This window comes from Pantoea sp. Z09 (assembly GCF_022394795.1).
GTDB classification, from domain to species: Bacteria; Pseudomonadota; Gammaproteobacteria; order Enterobacterales; family Enterobacteriaceae; genus Pantoea; species Pantoea latae.
Genome location: NZ_CP092373.1, coordinates 406,630 through 422,114 on the forward strand (window position 1 = coordinate 406,630; position 15,485 = coordinate 422,114).

General features: G+C 60.7%; 13 protein-coding genes and 3 tRNA genes. 13 read left to right on the forward strand and 3 right to left on the reverse strand.

What is annotated here, in order from left to right; genetic code table 11:
• Nucleotides 1–13 precede the first annotated feature (13 nt).
• Both asd and rsgA read right to left on the reverse strand, forming a co-directional pair.
• Nucleotides 14–910: an archaetidylserine decarboxylase gene (gene asd / locus MC269_RS01960; protein ID WP_239953598.1), complete on the reverse strand. Its 897-nt coding sequence runs from the start codon at nucleotides 908–910 to the stop codon at nucleotides 14–16.
• A gap of 140 nt (nucleotides 911–1,050) precedes the next feature.
• The gene (gene rsgA / locus MC269_RS01965; RefSeq protein ID WP_239953599.1) at nucleotides 1,051–2,094 is read right to left on the reverse strand and encodes a small ribosomal subunit biogenesis GTPase RsgA; all 1,044 of its coding nucleotides are present in this window, start codon (nucleotides 2,092–2,094) and stop codon (nucleotides 1,051–1,053) included.
• 102 nt (nucleotides 2,095–2,196) lie between these two features.
• Between rsgA and orn the strand changes: the two genes are divergently transcribed.
• The 4 genes from orn (at nucleotide 2,197) to MC269_RS01985 (ending at nucleotide 3,180) form a co-directional block, all read left to right on the forward strand.
• Nucleotides 2,197–2,745 carry an oligoribonuclease gene (orn, locus tag MC269_RS01970; protein ID WP_081140740.1) on the forward strand — a complete coding sequence of 183 codons (549 nt, stop codon included), beginning with the start codon at nucleotides 2,197–2,199 and terminating at the stop codon, nucleotides 2,743–2,745.
• 153 nt (nucleotides 2,746–2,898) lie between these two features.
• Nucleotides 2,899–2,974, forward strand: a tRNA-Gly gene (locus MC269_RS01975).
• Nucleotides 2,975–3,001: 27 nt separating this feature from the next.
• Nucleotides 3,002–3,077 (forward strand) — tRNA-Gly (locus MC269_RS01980).
• A gap of 27 nt (nucleotides 3,078–3,104) precedes the next feature.
• Nucleotides 3,105–3,180: transfer RNA gene (locus tag MC269_RS01985), tRNA-Gly, on the forward strand.
• Between the two features lie 348 nt (nucleotides 3,181–3,528).
• On the opposite strand, the gene queG is transcribed toward MC269_RS01985, so the two are convergent.
• A complete protein-coding gene (queG, locus tag MC269_RS01990) occupies nucleotides 3,529–4,668 on the reverse strand; it encodes a tRNA epoxyqueuosine(34) reductase QueG (protein ID WP_239953601.1) in 1,140 nt (379 codons plus the stop codon).
• Here queG and nnr point away from each other — a divergent pair.
• The 9 genes from nnr (at nucleotide 4,667) to hflC (ending at nucleotide 15,448) form a co-directional block, all read left to right on the forward strand.
• The gene (gene nnr / locus MC269_RS01995) at nucleotides 4,667–6,181 is read left to right on the forward strand and encodes a bifunctional ADP-dependent NAD(P)H-hydrate dehydratase/NAD(P)H-hydrate epimerase (protein ID WP_239953603.1); all 1,515 of its coding nucleotides are present in this window, start codon (nucleotides 4,667–4,669) and stop codon (nucleotides 6,179–6,181) included. The genes queG and nnr overlap by 2 nt on opposite strands.
• A 6-nt stretch (nucleotides 6,182–6,187) precedes the next feature.
• On the forward strand, nucleotides 6,188–6,652 hold the full coding sequence (gene tsaE, locus MC269_RS02000; RefSeq protein WP_081140743.1) for a tRNA (adenosine(37)-N6)-threonylcarbamoyltransferase complex ATPase subunit type 1 TsaE: 465 nt from the start codon (nucleotides 6,188–6,190) through the stop codon (nucleotides 6,650–6,652).
• Complete coding sequence (gene amiB / locus MC269_RS02005) at nucleotides 6,649–8,289, forward strand: N-acetylmuramoyl-L-alanine amidase AmiB (RefSeq protein WP_081140744.1); 1,641 nt, start codon at nucleotides 6,649–6,651, stop codon at nucleotides 8,287–8,289. The genes tsaE and amiB overlap by 4 nt, the downstream gene beginning before the upstream one ends.
• A gap of 46 nt (nucleotides 8,290–8,335) precedes the next feature.
• Entirely contained in the window at nucleotides 8,336–10,195 is a 1,860-nt protein-coding gene (mutL, locus tag MC269_RS02010; protein WP_239953605.1) for a DNA mismatch repair endonuclease MutL, read from the forward strand.
• Entirely contained in the window at nucleotides 10,188–11,138 is a 951-nt protein-coding gene (gene miaA / locus MC269_RS02015) for a tRNA (adenosine(37)-N6)-dimethylallyltransferase MiaA (RefSeq protein WP_081140746.1), read from the forward strand. Before mutL ends, miaA begins: the two co-directional genes overlap by 8 nt.
• Nucleotides 11,139–11,241: 103 nt before the next feature.
• Complete coding sequence (gene hfq, locus MC269_RS02020; RefSeq protein ID WP_081140747.1) at nucleotides 11,242–11,553, forward strand: RNA chaperone Hfq; 312 nt, start codon at nucleotides 11,242–11,244, stop codon at nucleotides 11,551–11,553.
• 81 nt (nucleotides 11,554–11,634) lie between these two features.
• The gene (gene hflX / locus MC269_RS02025; protein ID WP_239953608.1) at nucleotides 11,635–12,915 is read left to right on the forward strand and encodes a ribosome rescue GTPase HflX; all 1,281 of its coding nucleotides are present in this window, start codon (nucleotides 11,635–11,637) and stop codon (nucleotides 12,913–12,915) included.
• Nucleotides 12,916–13,204: 289 nt separating this feature from the next.
• Nucleotides 13,205–14,440: an FtsH protease activity modulator HflK gene (hflK, locus tag MC269_RS02030; RefSeq protein ID WP_239953610.1), complete on the forward strand. Its 1,236-nt coding sequence runs from the start codon at nucleotides 13,205–13,207 to the stop codon at nucleotides 14,438–14,440.
• Between the two features lie 3 nt (nucleotides 14,441–14,443).
• Nucleotides 14,444–15,448: a protease modulator HflC gene (gene hflC, locus MC269_RS02035; protein ID WP_239953612.1), complete on the forward strand. Its 1,005-nt coding sequence runs from the start codon at nucleotides 14,444–14,446 to the stop codon at nucleotides 15,446–15,448.
• The last annotated feature ends 37 nt before the right edge of the window (nucleotides 15,449–15,485 follow it).

Genomic DNA, 15,485 nt, shown 5'->3' on the forward strand with positions numbered 1-15,485 from the left:
ACACTCTCAGCGGTTAGTCGGCGATAACGTCGACGGGGGCGGTCTGCGGCAGCGCGATGGCCAGCGGCTGGCCCAGGCGGGTTTTGCTTTCGGCTTCCAGACTCTCCGCCAGCTTGACGCGTCCCGGCGCGAACAGATTGATGACGGTGGAGCCCAGCTTGAAGCGCCCCATCTCCTGGCCTTTCAGCAGCACGATCGCGCCTTCATCATCGGCGGCCGGATAGTGCCAGCGTTTGATCACCCCTTCACGCGGCGGCGTAATAGTGCCGGCCCAGCTGGTTTCGATACTGCCGACGATGGTCGCGCCCACGAGGATCTGCACCATTGGGCCGATATCGGTATCGAAATAGCAGATCACGCGTTCGTTGCGCGCGAACAGGTTAGGGATATTGCGCGCCGTCAGCGGATTGACCGAGTAGAGATCGCCCGGCACGTAAATCATCTCGCGCAGGATACCGTTGCACGGCATATGCACGCGATGGTAGTCGCGCGGTGCCAGATAGGTGGTAACGAAATGACCGTCGCGGAACTGCGCCGCCATCGCTTCCTGACCGGCCAGCAGCGCGTCCAGCGTATAGTGATGGCCCTTTGCCTGGAAAATCTGGTCGCCTTCGATGGGGCCCAGCTGGCTGATGGCACCGTCGGCGGGCAGCACGATCAGGCTGGCGTCGGGATCGACCGGACGCGCGTCGTCCTTCAGCGGACGGACGAAGAAGTCGTTGAAGGTGCGATAGCTGCCGGTATCGGGCTTACGCGCTTCCGACATATCTACCTTGTAGAACCAGACGAAGATATCAATCACCAGTTTGGTCAACCAGCCGCCACGCCGGCTGGCGCCCCAACCCGCAAGTTCCGTTAACCATTTTTTCGGCAGTACATGATTCAGGCCGAGTTTTACACGATCAAACACCGTAGCCTCCTGGCTTTGTTTCGCGTCAGTCAAAAAGGGGGCGAATGATATCAGCGCCCCGGCCAGATGGCGAATTTCCCCCGCGATCGTGCGCGTTACGGCGGCGATGCAGGGTCAATGCCGTTAATCAGCAGCGAGGGTTACTCGCTGGAGGAGAAATTTTTGCGCGTTTTTACCTGCGCCATGCTCTCCAGAATGCGGTGATAGTTGTCGAAGCGCGACCGATCGATCTGGCCCGCCTCGACGGCGGCGCGAATGGCGCAGCCGGGATCGTTGCCGTGCTTGCAGTCGCGAAACTTACAACTGCCAATAAACTCACGGAATTCGACAAAGCCGCGGGTAATTTGTTCCGGTTCGAGATGCCATAAACCGAACTCGCGCACGCCCGGCGAGTCGATCACATCGCCGCCGTGGGGAAAGTGATACAGGCGCGACGCGGTGGTGGTGTGCTGACCCAGCCCGGAGACGTCAGAGACGTCGTTGGTGACAATCGCGGTCTCCGCCGCCGCATCAAGGCCGAGCAGGGCGTTCAGCAGGCTCGATTTGCCGACGCCGGACTGCCCGGCGAAGATGCTGATGCGATCGGTCAGGGCGGCTTCCAGCTCCGCCAGGCCCGCTTTGGCATGACTGGAGACCATCAGCACGCGGTAGCCGATACGGCGATAGATCGCCATCTGCTGGTCGACAAAGGCGCGCGCCTCGTTATCCAGCAGATCGGTTTTGTTCAACACCAGCAGCGGCTCGATGCCGAGGGCTTCGCTCGCCACCAGATAGCGGTCGATAATATTAAGCGACAGCTCGGGCAAAATCGCCGAGACGATAATGATCTGGTCGATATTGGCGGCAATAGGCTTCAGGCCATCGTAATAGTCAGGGCGAGTCAGCACGCTGGTGCGCTCGTGCACTGCTTCGACAATGCCTTTACCGCCGCCGAGCGCCGGACGCCATACCACGCGATCGCCAGTCACCAGCGAGCGGATGGTGCGGCGCAGGTTGCAGCGATGCACCTCACCCACGGCATCCTCGACGTCTGCGTGCATGCCGAAGCGGCTGATCACTACGCCTTCCGCCGCTTCACCAAACAGGTTGTCGTCCGCTTCCGGCGCTTCACGCTGGTTAAGACGACGCTGGTGGTTAGCGCTGACGCGACGTTGTTGACCTTTCGACAGTTTATTTTTGCTCACGCATCCTCTCAGGCTGTTGCCAGATTTCGCCCCGCTGGGCAAAACGTCTATGATACACCCTAATGACTATCGATGACGACTACGGCTACGGCGGGAAACAGCATGGCAACAGGAAATGAAAATAATTTAATCTGGATCGATCTGGAGATGACCGGACTGGATCCAGAGCGCGACCGCATTATCGAGATCGCCACGCTGGTGACCGACGCGAACCTGAATATCCTGGCGGAAGGGCCGGTGATGGCGGTGCATCAGTCCGACGCGCAGCTGGCGCTGATGGATGAGTGGAACGTGCGCACCCATACCGCGAGCGGGCTGGTGGAGCGCGTGAAAGCCAGCGCGTTCGACGATCGCCGCGCCGAACTGGCGACGATTGAGTTTTTAAAACAGTGGGTGCCGGCTAACAGCTCGCCGATTTGTGGCAACAGCATCGGCCAGGATCGCCGCTTCCTTTTCAAATACATGCCAGAGCTGGAGGCCTATTTCCACTACCGCTATCTCGACGTCAGCACCTTAAAAGAGCTGGCGCGTCGCTGGAAGCCGGCAATTCTGCCAGGCTTTAAAAAGGCGGGCACGCATCAGGCGCTGGATGATATTCGCGAATCGGTCGCCGAGCTGGCATACTATCGCGAGCACTTTTTGCAGCTCTAGCCTCAAAGGTGCGCAGGAAAACAGCAGGTTGCTGCTTTAATCGGCAAACGAATCGAAAGCGCAAAATTTTGCTTTCAGACTCTTGCAGCAGCAATAATTTCTCGTATAATGCGCACCCCGTACCGATGAAGAATTTATGCAGCGGTACAGGGCGCGGGAATAGCTCAGTTGGTAGAGCACGACCTTGCCAAGGTCGGGGTCGCGAGTTCGAGTCTCGTTTCCCGCTCCAAAATTTAGTCAGCAGCACCTTCTCTAAGCGGGAATAGCTCAGTTGGTAGAGCACGACCTTGCCAAGGTCGGGGTCGCGAGTTCGAGTCTCGTTTCCCGCTCCAAAATGTAGTTAGCAGTACCTTCTCTACGCGGGAATAGCTCAGTTGGTAGAGCACGACCTTGCCAAGGTCGGGGTCGCGAGTTCGAGTCTCGTTTCCCGCTCCAAATTTTACATCACTAAAAATCATACGTTTAGAGCAAGCCGATGTCGGTCACTGCCTGACGCTGCGCTTATCAGGTTATCCACAGCGCGCCAGCCGCGTTTGCTGCCGCTTCCCGCGATCTGTAAAACTATTTTAAACAGAGTTATCCACAACTTTGTTGTCTACGCCTGACGCTATCCACATTCTTATTTGTACACATTCTTGATTTAACTCATTGATTATTATTGTAATGACAATATTTCATTTTGTTAAACAGGGGTGCAGTGTGCTCTGTGTCAGTTGAATGACAACGGCTTTTTATTTTTATGCACAGCTTGTGGAAAACTCAGACGCAGCGGGTGGTGGTCAATCATGCATCACGCGGCAAACCCTTCTCGACGGCGCGCACCAGCCGTTTCTGCTGCGCCGGCTGCACCTCTATCGCCAGCGCCTGCCGCTTAGCATGCTGCTGACGCAGCGCCCATTCGATATGTTCGTCAAGCAGCGGGTTCTCGCCCAGCCGCTTCACCAGCACCTCAACGATTTCCGCCGTCCAGGGCGCATTGCCCAGCGCCACGGCGATATTGCGCAGCCAGCGCAGATGGCCGATACGCCGTATCGCCGATCCCTCCGTCACGCGTAAAAAGGTTTTTTCGTCCCACTGGAACAGCGTCATCAGCTCTGGCGCATGCAGCGCGGCGCGTGGTGAGAAATCCGCCTCGTCGCTGAGCTGGCCGTAGCGGTTCCACGGGCAGATCAGCTGGCAGTCGTCGCAGCCGTAGATGCGGTTGCCCATCAGCGGACGCAGCGCTTCCGGAATCGCGCCTTCCAGCTCGATGGTGAGATAGGAGATGCAGCGGCGCGCATCGACCACATAGGGCTCGACAATGGCGCTGGTGGGGCAGATCGTCATGCAGGCGACGCAGCGGCCGCACTGCTCTTCCTGCGGCGCGTCGATCGGCAGCGGCAGATCGATCAGCAGCTCGCCGAGGAAAAACCAGGAGCCCGCCTCGCGATTGAGGATCAGCGAATGTTTGCCGGTCCAGCCGAGGCCCGCTTTGGCCGCCAGCGGCCGCTCCAGCAGCGGCGCGGAGTCGACGAAGGGGCGGAAATTCAGCTCGCCGCACGCCTCCTGAATCATTTCTCCGAGCTTTTTCAGGCGATTGCGTAATACTTTGTGGTAATCACGTCCCAGCGCGTAGCGGCTGACATAGCCGAGCTGCGGGTTTTTCAGCGTGCTGGCAAAGGCGGCTTTCGCCGGCAGGTAATTCATCCGTACGCTGATGACGCGCAGCGTGCCGGGCAGCAGTTCATGCGGACGCGCGCGCATCATGCCGTGACGCGCCATCCACTCCATTTCGCCGTGATACTGTTTGTCCAGCCACGCCTGTAGACGCGGCTCTTCCGCGCTGAGATCGGTGTCGGTGATGCCGACCTGCTGAAAGCCGAGATCCTTGCCCCACTGTTTAATCTGTTGAGCAAGCTGATGAAGATCGAGAGGGTATGACATGAGTAACCAGGAATCAGAAGCAAACGGCCGCAGTTTACCATATTCCGTCTGGCCTGCGCAGACCCTGCGCCAGCTGGAGCGCGACGGCGCCGATGCGCTGGGCGTTACGCTGTATGAGCTGATGCAGCGCGCCGGGCAGGCGGCGTTTGAACGCGCGCGCGCGCAGTGGCCGCAGGCGCAAAACTGGCTGATCCTTTGTGGCCATGGCAACAACGGCGGCGACGGCTACGTTACGGCGCGGCTGGCGCAGGCGGCGGGCTGCGCGGTGACGCTGCTGGCGTGCACGGGCGAAAAGCCGCTGCCGGACGAGGCGCAGCGCGCGCGCGACGCGTGGCTGGAAGCGGGAGGCGAAATCCATGCGCCTGACGCCGCCTGGCCAGAGCGGGTCGATCTGATCGTCGACGCGCTGCTTGGCACCGGCATCAACCGCGCGCCCGCCGAACCTTACCTCACGCTGATTGCGCAGGCGAACGCTCATCACGCGCCGGTGCTGGCGCTTGATATGCCGTCGGGACTTTCGGCGGCCACCGGCTGCGCGCCGGGCGAGGCGATCGCCGCGACGCAGACGCTGAGCTTTATTGCCCTCAAGCCCGGCCAGATCACCGGCAAAGCGCGCGATCTGATCGGCGAACTGCGCTATGCCGATCTCGGCTTAGAGGCTTTTCTCGCCGGCGAAGCGGCGCCGATGGCGCGCTTCGACGCCACCTTTCTGTCGCACTGGCTGAAGCCGCGCAAGCCGACCTCGCACAAAGGCAATCACGGCCGTCTGCTGGTGGTGGGCGGCGATACCGGCACTGCGGGCGCGATACGCATGACGGCGGAGGCGGCGCTGCGCAGCGGGTCAGGGCTGGTGCGCGTCCTGACGCATCGCGATAATATCGCGCCAGTTCTGACGGCGCGCCCGGAAATTATGGTGGACGAGCTGACGGACGACGCGCTGCAGAGCGGCCTGGCGTGGGCGGATGTGATCGCCATTGGCCCTGGTCTGGGCCAGCGCGAGTGGGGACAGAATGCGCTGAAAGCGGTTGCCACCAGCGAAAAGCCGATGCTTTGGGACGCGGATGCGCTTAACCTGCTGGCAATCAATGCGCAGAAACGTCAGAATCGCATCATTACGCCGCATCCCGGCGAGGCGGCGCGACTGCTGGGTATTAAGACCAGCGAGGTCGAGAGCGATCGCCTGCTCGCCGCGCAGAAGTTAGCGGCGCGCTACGGCGGCGTGGCGGTGTTGAAAGGCGCCGGCACGCTGATCGCCAGCGAACAGGGCGCGATGGCCTTCGCTGACGTTGGCAACGCCGGTATGGCGTCCGGCGGCATGGGCGACGTATTAAGTGGTATTATCGCCTCGATGATGGGGCAGCAGCTGGCGCTGTTTGACGCGGCCTGCGCAGGCTGCGTGGCACACGGCGCAGCGGCGGACGCAGTGGCGGCGCGGCGCGGCACGCGCGGCATGTTGGCAACAGATTTATTCGAGCTGCTGTGGCAGTTTGTTAATCCAGAGATGACCCAATAATAAAGCATGAAGACCTGTGTTATTTCCTTGCCCGATGAGGCGGCGACCCTCGATCTGGGCGCTCAGCTGGCCCGCGCCTGTACCGGCGCGGCGGTAATCTATCTCTATGGCGATCTGGGCGCGGGTAAAACCACCTTCAGCCGCGGATTTTTGCAGGCGCTTGGCCATCAGGGCAACGTGAAAAGCCCGACCTACACGCTGGTCGAGCCGTATCAGCTCGGCGAGCGCGCGCTCTATCACTTCGATCTCTATCGCCTGGCCGATCCGGAAGAGCTGGAGTTTATGGGCATCCGCGACTACTTCACCGGCGACGCCATCTGCCTGGTGGAATGGCCGCAGCAGGGCGCTGGCGTGCTGCCGCCGCCCGATCTGGCGCTGACGCTGAGCTACGTCGGCACCGCGCGCGAGGCGCGGCTCGAGGCGCGCTCCGCGCTGGGCGAAACCCTGACAGAGCAGGTGGCGCAGGCATGATCGCAAGGATGAAAAGCGCGCTGCTGCTGGCGCTCTGCCTGATAACGGCCCCGGCGCTGGCGGCCAGCCTTTCCGATATCAAAGTAGAGAACGGCGACAGCCAGGCGACGGTAACGCTGAGCTTCGCCGGTCAGCCGGTGTATGGTTTTTTCCCGCTGCGCAATCCCGATCGCGTGGTGCTGGATATCCGGCAGAGCGGCGTGATCCAGGGACTGCCGCTTAACTTCAGCGGCGAAAACATCGTCAGGCGCATCCGCACCAGCACGCCGAAAGACAAACAGAGCATTCGTCTGGTGCTGGAGCTGACGCAGTCGGCCAAAACCCGCGCGGTGACGCAGCGTAACGGCAGCAGCTATAACGTGGTGTTCACCATTCAGGGCCGGCAGCCCGCCGCGCATGCTGCGCCTGTGTCGACGGCGTCGGCCGCGCCGAGCCGTCCGGCGGCTAACCCGTTTAACGCTAATCAGGTGACGGCGGTCAGTAACACCAACACCACAACGCGTCCGGGCAATGCGGTGCCCACCAGCAACGACACGGTGATTGTGGCGATCGACGCCGGTCACGGCGGCCAGGATCCGGGCGCCACCGGCCAGCGCGGCCTGCATGAAAAGAACGTGACTATCGCTATCGCGCGCAAGCTGAAGGTGCTGCTCAACAAAGACCCGATGTTCAAAGGGGTGCTGACGCGCGACGGCGACTACTTTATCTCAGTGATGGGCCGCTCTGAGGTGGCGCGTAAAGAGAACGCCAACCTGCTGGTTTCGATTCACGCCGACTCGGCGCCGAGCCACAGCGCCACCGGCGCTTCGGTATGGGTGCTGTCAAACCGCCGTGCCAACAGCGAAATGGCCAACTGGCTGGAACAGCGCGAGAAACAGTCCGAACTGCTGGGCGGCGCAGGGGATCTGCTGGCGAACAGCCAGGCGGACCCCTATCTGAGCCAGGCGGTGCTGGATCTGCAGTTCGGCCATTCGCAGCGCGTTGGTTACGATGTGGCGGTGAAGGTGCTGCAACAGCTGCGCGGCGTGTCGCCGCTGCATAAGCGTTTGCCAGAGCACGCCAGCCTGGGCGTGCTGCGTTCGCCGGATATTCCCTCGCTGTTAGTGGAAACCGGCTTTATCAGTAATACCTCGGAGGAGCGACTGCTCGGCAGTAGCGCTTACCAGGATAAGATTGCGATGGCCATCTACAAAGGCCTGCGCAACTATTTCCTGGCGCACCCGCTACAATCGCTCCCAAAGGAGGAAAATCGTCCGCTCGGCTCATCGCCGACGGTGAGCGTCGCCAGTAATCCGGCGACCGGCGTCACGCAGTATACCGGCGCGGTGCAGCGCCATACGGTAACGCGCGGCGAAACGCTCTCCGGCATTGCGGCGAAATATGGCGTCAGCATGGGAACGCTGCGCGAGCTGAACCGGCTCAAGCGCGACGTTGTCTGGGTCGGACAGCGTCTGAAGGTGCCGGCAGGCAGCACGGTGGCCGCGCGCGCACCGGCGCGTCATAAAGTGGTGCGCGGCGACTCGCTGACGGCGATCGCCGCCCATTACGGCGTCAGCCCGCAGGCGATCATCCAGGCGAACAACATGAAGTCCTCAAACGTAATGTTGGGGCAAACCCTGAAAATTCCCGCTTCCTGACGGACTGCCCGGCCAGGCGCCGGGCCAGGCTCTAAAAGGATAAACCATGCCCATTCAAATTTTACCGCCGCAGCTGGCCAACCAGATTGCGGCGGGCGAAGTCGTCGAGCGCCCCGCGTCGGTGGTGAAAGAGCTGGTGGAAAACAGCCTTGACGCCGGCGCGACGCGCATCGATATCGATATCGAGAAGGGCGGCGCGAAGCTGATCCGCATCCGCGATAACGGCTGTGGCATCAGCAAAGAGGAGCTGGCGATGGCGCTGGCACGGCACGCCACCAGCAAAATCGCCTCGCTCGACGATCTCGAAGCCATTATGAGCCTGGGCTTTCGCGGCGAAGCGCTCGCCAGCATCAGCTCGGTGTCGCGCCTCACCTTAACCTCACGCACCCAGGCGCAGAGCGAAGCCTGGCAGGCGTACGCCGAAGGGCGCGATATGGAGGTGACGGTGAAGCCAGCGGCCCACCCGTGCGGCACCACGCTGGAGGTGCTCGACCTCTTTTACAACACGCCCGCGCGCCGGAAATTTATGCGCACCGAGAAAACCGAGTTCGGCCATATCGACGAGGTGATCCGCCGCATCGCGCTGGCGCGTTTCGACGTCGCCATCTCGCTCAGCCACAACGGCAAGCTAATGCGCCAGTATCGCGCGGTCAGCGATGAGGCGCAGCGCGAGCGGCGGCTGGGCGCGATTTGCGGCGCCACCTTTATGCAGCATGCGCTGCGCATCGACTGGCAGCATGACGATCTGCTGCTGCGCGGCTGGGTGGCCGATCCGGCTGGCTCGCGCCAGCTGACCGACATCCAGTACTGCTACGTCAACGGCCGCATGATGCGCGACAAGCTGATTAACCATGCGATACGCCAGGCGTTTCAGACGCAGCTGCAGGCGGAACAGCAGCCGGCCTACGTGCTCTATCTGGAGATCGATCCGCATCAGGTGGACGTCAACGTCCATCCCGCCAAGCACGAGGTGCGCTTTCATCAGTCGCGGCTGGTGCATGACTTTATTTTCCAGGGCGTGATGAGCGTGCTGCAGGAGAGCCGCGCGCCGGCTCTGCCTGTTGGCCCGGCGGAAGAGCCGGCGCCGCGCTGGCAGCCGGAGAACCGCCAGGCGGCGGGCGGCAACCACTTTTCCCAGCCTTCCGCGCCGCGCAGCCGCGAAGGCGCCGCCGCCGCGCAGCCGCAGCCGGCCTGGCAGAATAAAGAGAGCGGCTACAGCAAGCGCGAAGGCGCGGTCTATCAGCAGCTGCTGAAAACGCCGACGGCGGATCGGGCGACGCCGGCCGAGCCGGTCGCCGCGCCTGTGACGCCGGCGCGCGCGCGGCCCGCTGAAGCGCCGCTGACCTCCCATGCGCAAAGCTTCGGTCGCGTGCTGACGGTGGTGCGCGAATGCTATGCGCTGCTGGAGCAGGAGCAGCGTCTGCTGCTGCTGTCGCTGCCGGTGGCCACGCGTTGGGTGCGTCACGCGCAGCTGCAGCCAGGCGAAACCGGGCTGAAATCGCAGCCGCTGCTGATCCCGGTGCGGATGAAGATCGCCCGACCGGAGCGCCAGATCGCCGCCGACAGGCAGAGCCTGCTGAGCGAAATGGGCATCGATCTGCAGCCGGAGGGCGACCACGTGACGCTGCGCGCGGTGCCTTTACCCTTGCGCACGCAAAATTTACAAATCTTGATTCCAGAGCTGTTAGGCTATCTCGCCCAGCAGCCGGCGTGCGACGCTTCTCAGCTGGCGCAGTGGCTGGCGCGACGCTGCGATAGCGAGGCGTCCCACTGGAATCACACCCAGGCGATTGCGCTGCTGGCGGAGCTGGAGCGGCTCTGTCCGCAGCTGCTGAAATCGCCGCCTTCAGGCCTGATTCAGGCCATTGAGATTGAGAGCGCGCTGACCGCACTAAAGCATGAGTGAACAAAACCAGTCTGGCCGACCTAAGGCTATTTTTTTGATGGGGCCGACCGCCTCGGGCAAAACCGCGCTGGCGATTGCGTTAAGAAAGCAGCTGCCGGTGGAACTTATTAGCGTTGATTCTGCCTTAATCTATCGCGGGATGGATATCGGCACGGCGAAGCCCTCCGCCGATGAGTTAGCGCAGGCGCCGCATCGCCTGCTGGACATCCGCGATCCGTCGCAGGCCTATTCGGCCGCCGACTTTCGCCGCGATGCGCTGGCGGCGATGGCGGAGATCGTGCAGGCCGGCCGGATCCCGCTGCTGGTCGGCGGAACCATGCTCTATTTCAAAGCGTTGCTGGAAGGATTGTCGCCGCTGCCCTCGGCCGATCCCGAGGTGCGTCAGCGGATAGAGGAAATGGCGCGCGAGAAAGGATGGGACGAACTGCATCGTCAGCTGTGCGCCATCGATCCGGTCGCCGGGAGTCGTATTCATCCGAATGATCCGCAGAGACTTTCGCGAGCACTGGAAGTTTTTTTTATTTCGGGTAAAACTTTAACGGAACTGACAAAAACATCCGGCGAAGCGTTACCCTACGATGTGTATCAGTTCGCAATCGCCCCCGCGAGCCGTGAACTGCTGCATCAGCGTATCGCATTACGCTTCGAACAGATGCTGGCGTCAGGATTTGAAGCGGAGGCTCGGGCCCTGTTTGCACGAGGTGATTTGCATACGGATATGCCTTCCATTCGCTGTGTCGGTTATCGCCAGATGTGGTCTTACCTGGCTGGCGAGATCGATTATGACGAGATGGTTTATCGGGGAATTTGCGCAACCCGGCAGCTCGCTAAACGCCAGATGACCTGGTTACGCGGCTGGGAAAATGTCCGCTGGCTTGACAGCGACAGCCCAGAATCCGCGCGTAATGAGGTGCTTCAGGTTCTTAGTGCGAAGCATGGGTGATTGTGTACAATTGGCTGGTTATCGTGCGCAAATTTTTACGCAGTTTTTTTCAGGACTTCGGTTCTACAAGTAATAAACAACAAGCATATAAGGAAAAGATAGAATGGCTAAGGGGCAATCATTACAAGACCCGTTTTTGAACGCACTGCGTCGTGAACGTGTTCCGGTTTCGATTTATTTGGTCAACGGTATCAAGCTGCAGGGACAAATTGAGTCTTTCGATCAATTCGTGATTTTGTTGAAGAACACGGTAAGCCAGATGGTTTACAAACACGCCATTTCTACCGTGGTTCCATCACGCCCGGTTTCTCACCACAGCAACAATGCTGGTGGCGGCAGCAATAACTACCACCACGGCGGTAGCAACGCTTCTGCACAGTCGCAGCCACAACAAGACGGCGATAACGCGGAATAACGCGCTACCCGTACAAGCCAGGGCGGGAGAACGCAGGCCGTTTTCCGTCCTGGTCTTCTATTTTCTAAGCGAGGTTATAGCTTGTTTGACCGTTATGATGCCGGTGAGCAGGCCGTACTGGTACACATCTGGTTCTCCCAAGACAAAGAGATGGAAGATCTCCAGGAATTCGAAACCCTGGTTTCTTCTGCGGGCGTCGAGGCGCTGCAGGTTATTACCGGCAGTCGTAAAGCGCCACATCCCAAATATTTTGTCGGTGAAGGAAAGGCAGCTGAAATTGCCGATGCGGTAAAATCAAGTGGAGCATCGGTCGTATTATTCGATCATGCCTTAACCCCAGCGCAGGAACGCAATCTGGAGCGCCTGTGCGAATGCCGAGTCATTGACCGCACCGGTCTGATCCTGGATATTTTTGCCCAACGCGCCCGTACCCATGAAGGTAAGCTTCAGGTCGAGCTGGCCCAGCTGCGCCATCTTGCCACGCGACTGGTTCGCGGCTGGACGCACCTTGAGCGTCAGAAAGGCGGTATCGGCCTACGCGGCCCGGGTGAAACCCAGCTGGAAACCGACCGTCGCCTGCTGCGCAACCGAATTAGCCAAATTTTATCCCGGCTCGAACGCGTGGAAAAACAGCGCGAGCAGGGACGTCAGGCGCGCGCGAAAGCGGACGTGCCGACCGTGTCGCTGGTGGGCTACACCAACGCCGGCAAATCCACCCTGTTTAACACCATTACCTCCGCTAACGTCTATGCGGCGGATCAGCTGTTCGCCACGCTCGATCCCACGCTGCGTCGTCTGAGCGTTGCCGACGTCGGTGACGTGGTGCTGGCGGACACCGTCGGCTTTATCCGCCATCTGCCCCATGACCTGGTGGCCGCGTTTAAAGCGACGCTGCAGGAAACGCGCCAGGCGACGCTGCTGCTGCACGTCATCGATGCCGCCGACGTGCGCGTCAACGAGAACATTGAAGCGGTCGACACGGTGCTGGAAGAGATCGAAGCGGATGAGATCCCGACGCTGCTGGTGATGAATAAAATCGATATGCTGGACGGGTTCGCGCCGCGCATCGACCGCGATGAAGAAAACCTGCCGATCCGCGTCTGGCTTTCCGCGCAGAGCGGCGAAGGCATTCCGCTGTTATGGCAGGCGCTCTCTGAGCGGCTGGCGGGCGAAATCGCGCAGTTCGCGCTGCGTCTGCCGCCGGAAGCGGGGCGTTTACGCAGCCGCTTCTACCAGCTGCAGGCCATTGAAGATGAATGGAATGAAGAAGATGGCGGCGTTGGGCTGCGCGTGCGCCTGCCGATGGTCGACTGGCGACGCCTGTGCAAGCAGGAGCCGGCGCTGCTCGATTACATAGTTTGACACGTTGCCCAAACGTCCTTACGCAATAGCTGATATGGTGTAGCAGGCGGCTGCCGTTTTTCTGGGATCTTTTTCTTTAGGCTCTTTAGGGCGAACGAAGGCAGCCAACACCGCTACAGCCGCGAATAGCAGGGTTTACCCAAAGATTTCAGGCTGTGGCAAGGCGGCAACTGAGCGAGTCCCCAGGAGCTTACATCGGTAAGTGACTGGGGCGAACGAAGGCAGCCAACACCGCTACAGCCTGAAAGCTGCAGGGTAAACAGCGCACTTACAATAAATGGAGTAGAACATGGCGTGGAATCAGCCCGGTAATAACGGACAGGACCGCGACCCGTGGGGAAGCAGCAATAATAAAGGCGGCAACTCTGGGGGAAGCAAAGGCGGTCGTGAGCAGGGACCTCCGGATCTGGATGATATCTTCCGTAAGTTAAGCAAAAAGCTTGGCGGACTGGGCGGTGGCAAACAGAGTGAAAATGGCCAGCGCAGCGGCGGCAGCGGAGGCAAACTGGTCGGTATCGTCGCGGTTGCGGCGGTGGTTATCTGGGCCGCCAGCGGATTCTACACTATCAAAGAAGCGGAGCGCGGCGTCGTGACGCGCTTCGGCAAATTCAGTCATCTGGTTGAGCCAGGCCTGAACTGGAAACCCACCTTTATCGATCAGGTGCGTGCGGTCAACGTCGAAGCGGTGCGCGAGCTTGCCGCCTCAGGCGTGATGCTGACCTCGGACGAGAACGTGGTGCGCGTGGAAATGAACGTGCAGTACCGCGTGACCGATCCTGAACGCTACCTGTTCGCCGTTACCAGCGCGGACGACAGCCTGCGCCAGGCAACCGACAGCGCGCTGCGCGGCGTTATCGGCCGTTCGACCATGGATCGCATCCTGACCGAAGGCCGTACCGTGGTGCGTAGCGATACCCAGCGCGAAATCGACGAAACCATTCGTCCTTACAACATGGGCATCACGCTGCTGGACGTCAACTTCCAGGCGGCGCGTCCGCCGGAAGAGGTGAAAGCCGCGTTCGACGACGCCATCGCCGCGCGTGAAAACCGCGAGCAATACGTCCGCGAGGCGGAAGCCTACGCCAACGAAGTGCAGCCGCGCGCCAACGGTCAGGCGCAGCGCATTCTCGAAGAGGCGCGCGCCTATAAAGAGCGCACCGTGCTGGAAGCGCAGGGTGAAGTGGCGCGCTTCGCCAAACTGCTGCCGGAATATAAAGCGGCGCCGGATATCACCAAAGAGCGTCTCTATATCGAAACCATGGAACGTGTGCTGAGCCATACCCGCAAGGTGCTGGTTAACGATCGCGGCAACAACCTGATGGTGCTGCCGCTCGATCAGCTGATGCGCGGCGCCAGCGGCGCGGCGCAGAGCGGCCAGAAAGGTGCCAGTCTGTCCACGCTGCCCGCTTCGCCTGGCAGCACCGCCAGCCGCAGCGACACCTCAGCCTATAATCCAGACAGCATCATGGATCAGCGTCGGGCCAACGCTCTGCGCAACGATACCCAGCGCGAAGGGAGAGAGTAATTGATGCGTAAGCCCATAATTGTAGTCATTGTTGTTGTACTGGTGGCGCTCTACGCTTCACTGTTCGTGGTTCAGGAAGGCGAGCGCGGCATCGTGCTGCGCTTTGGTAAAGTGCTGCGCGACGACGAGAACAAACCGCAGGTGTTCGCGCCGGGTCTGCACATGAAAGTGCCGTTTATCGAGACGGTGAAAACCCTCGATGCGCGCATTCAGACCATGGACAACCAGGCGGATCGCTTCGTCACCAAAGAGAAGAAAGATCTGATCGTCGACTCCTACATCAAGTGGCGCATCAGCGACTTCAGCCGCTACTACCTGGCGACGGGCGGTGGCGATGTCTCTCAGGCGGAAGTGCTGCTGAAACGTAAGTTCAGCGACCGCCTGCGTTCCGAGATGGGCCGTCTTGACGTGAAGGATATCGTAACGGATTCGCGCGGGCGTCTGACCACCGACGTGCGCGATGCGCTGAACACCGGCAGCGCCGGCAGCGACGACGAGGTGCAGACGCCGGCGGCGGATGACGCCATCGCCAGCGCCGCGGCGCGCGTCGAGCGTGAAACCAACAGCAAAGAGCCGGCGATCAACCCGAACAGCATGGCGGCGCTGGGCATTCAGGTGGTGGATGTGCGCATCAAGCAGATCAACCTGCCGACCGAAGTGTCGGACGCAATCTACAACCGTATGCGCGCCGAGCGTGAAGCGGTAGCGCGTAGCCAGCGCTCGCAGGGTCAGGAAGAGGCGGAAAAACTGCGCGCTCAGGCGGACTACCAGGTAACCCGCACGCTGGCGGAAGCGCAGCGCACCGCATTGATTACACGCGGTGACGGCGATGCCGAAGCGGCGAAACTTTTTGCTGACGCTTTCAGTCAGGATCCTGATTTCTATGCCTTTATCCGCAGCCTGCGCGCCTATGAAAATAGCTTCAGCGACAATCAGGATGTGATGGTGCTGAGTCCGGACAGCGATTTCTTCCGATATATGAAAGCGCCCTCTAACGCGACGCGATAAGAACTGCTATAACCTACGGGCCGACAATGATGTCGGC

Excerpts from the sequence above, each read along its gene's own strand:
- orn (WP_081140740.1), top strand. The coding sequence starts at position 2,197 with ATGGCAACAGGAAATGAAAATAATTTAATCTGGATCGATCTGGAGATG.
- amiB (WP_081140744.1), top strand. The coding sequence starts at position 6,649 with ATGATCGCAAGGATGAAAAGCGCGCTGCTGCTGGCGCTCTGCCTGATA.
- hflK (WP_239953610.1), top strand. The coding sequence starts at position 13,205 with ATGGCGTGGAATCAGCCCGGTAATAACGGACAGGACCGCGACCCGTGG.
- hflC (WP_239953612.1), top strand. The coding sequence starts at position 14,444 with ATGCGTAAGCCCATAATTGTAGTCATTGTTGTTGTACTGGTGGCGCTC.
- queG (WP_239953601.1), bottom strand. The coding sequence starts at position 4,668 with ATGTCATACCCTCTCGATCTTCATCAGCTTGCTCAACAGATTAAACAG.
- tsaE (WP_081140743.1), top strand. The coding sequence starts at position 6,188 with ATGAAGACCTGTGTTATTTCCTTGCCCGATGAGGCGGCGACCCTCGAT.
- mutL (WP_239953605.1), top strand. The coding sequence starts at position 8,336 with ATGCCCATTCAAATTTTACCGCCGCAGCTGGCCAACCAGATTGCGGCG.
- nnr (WP_239953603.1), top strand. The coding sequence starts at position 4,667 with ATGAGTAACCAGGAATCAGAAGCAAACGGCCGCAGTTTACCATATTCC.
- miaA (WP_081140746.1), top strand. The coding sequence starts at position 10,188 with ATGAGTGAACAAAACCAGTCTGGCCGACCTAAGGCTATTTTTTTGATG.
- hfq (WP_081140747.1), top strand. The coding sequence starts at position 11,242 with ATGGCTAAGGGGCAATCATTACAAGACCCGTTTTTGAACGCACTGCGT.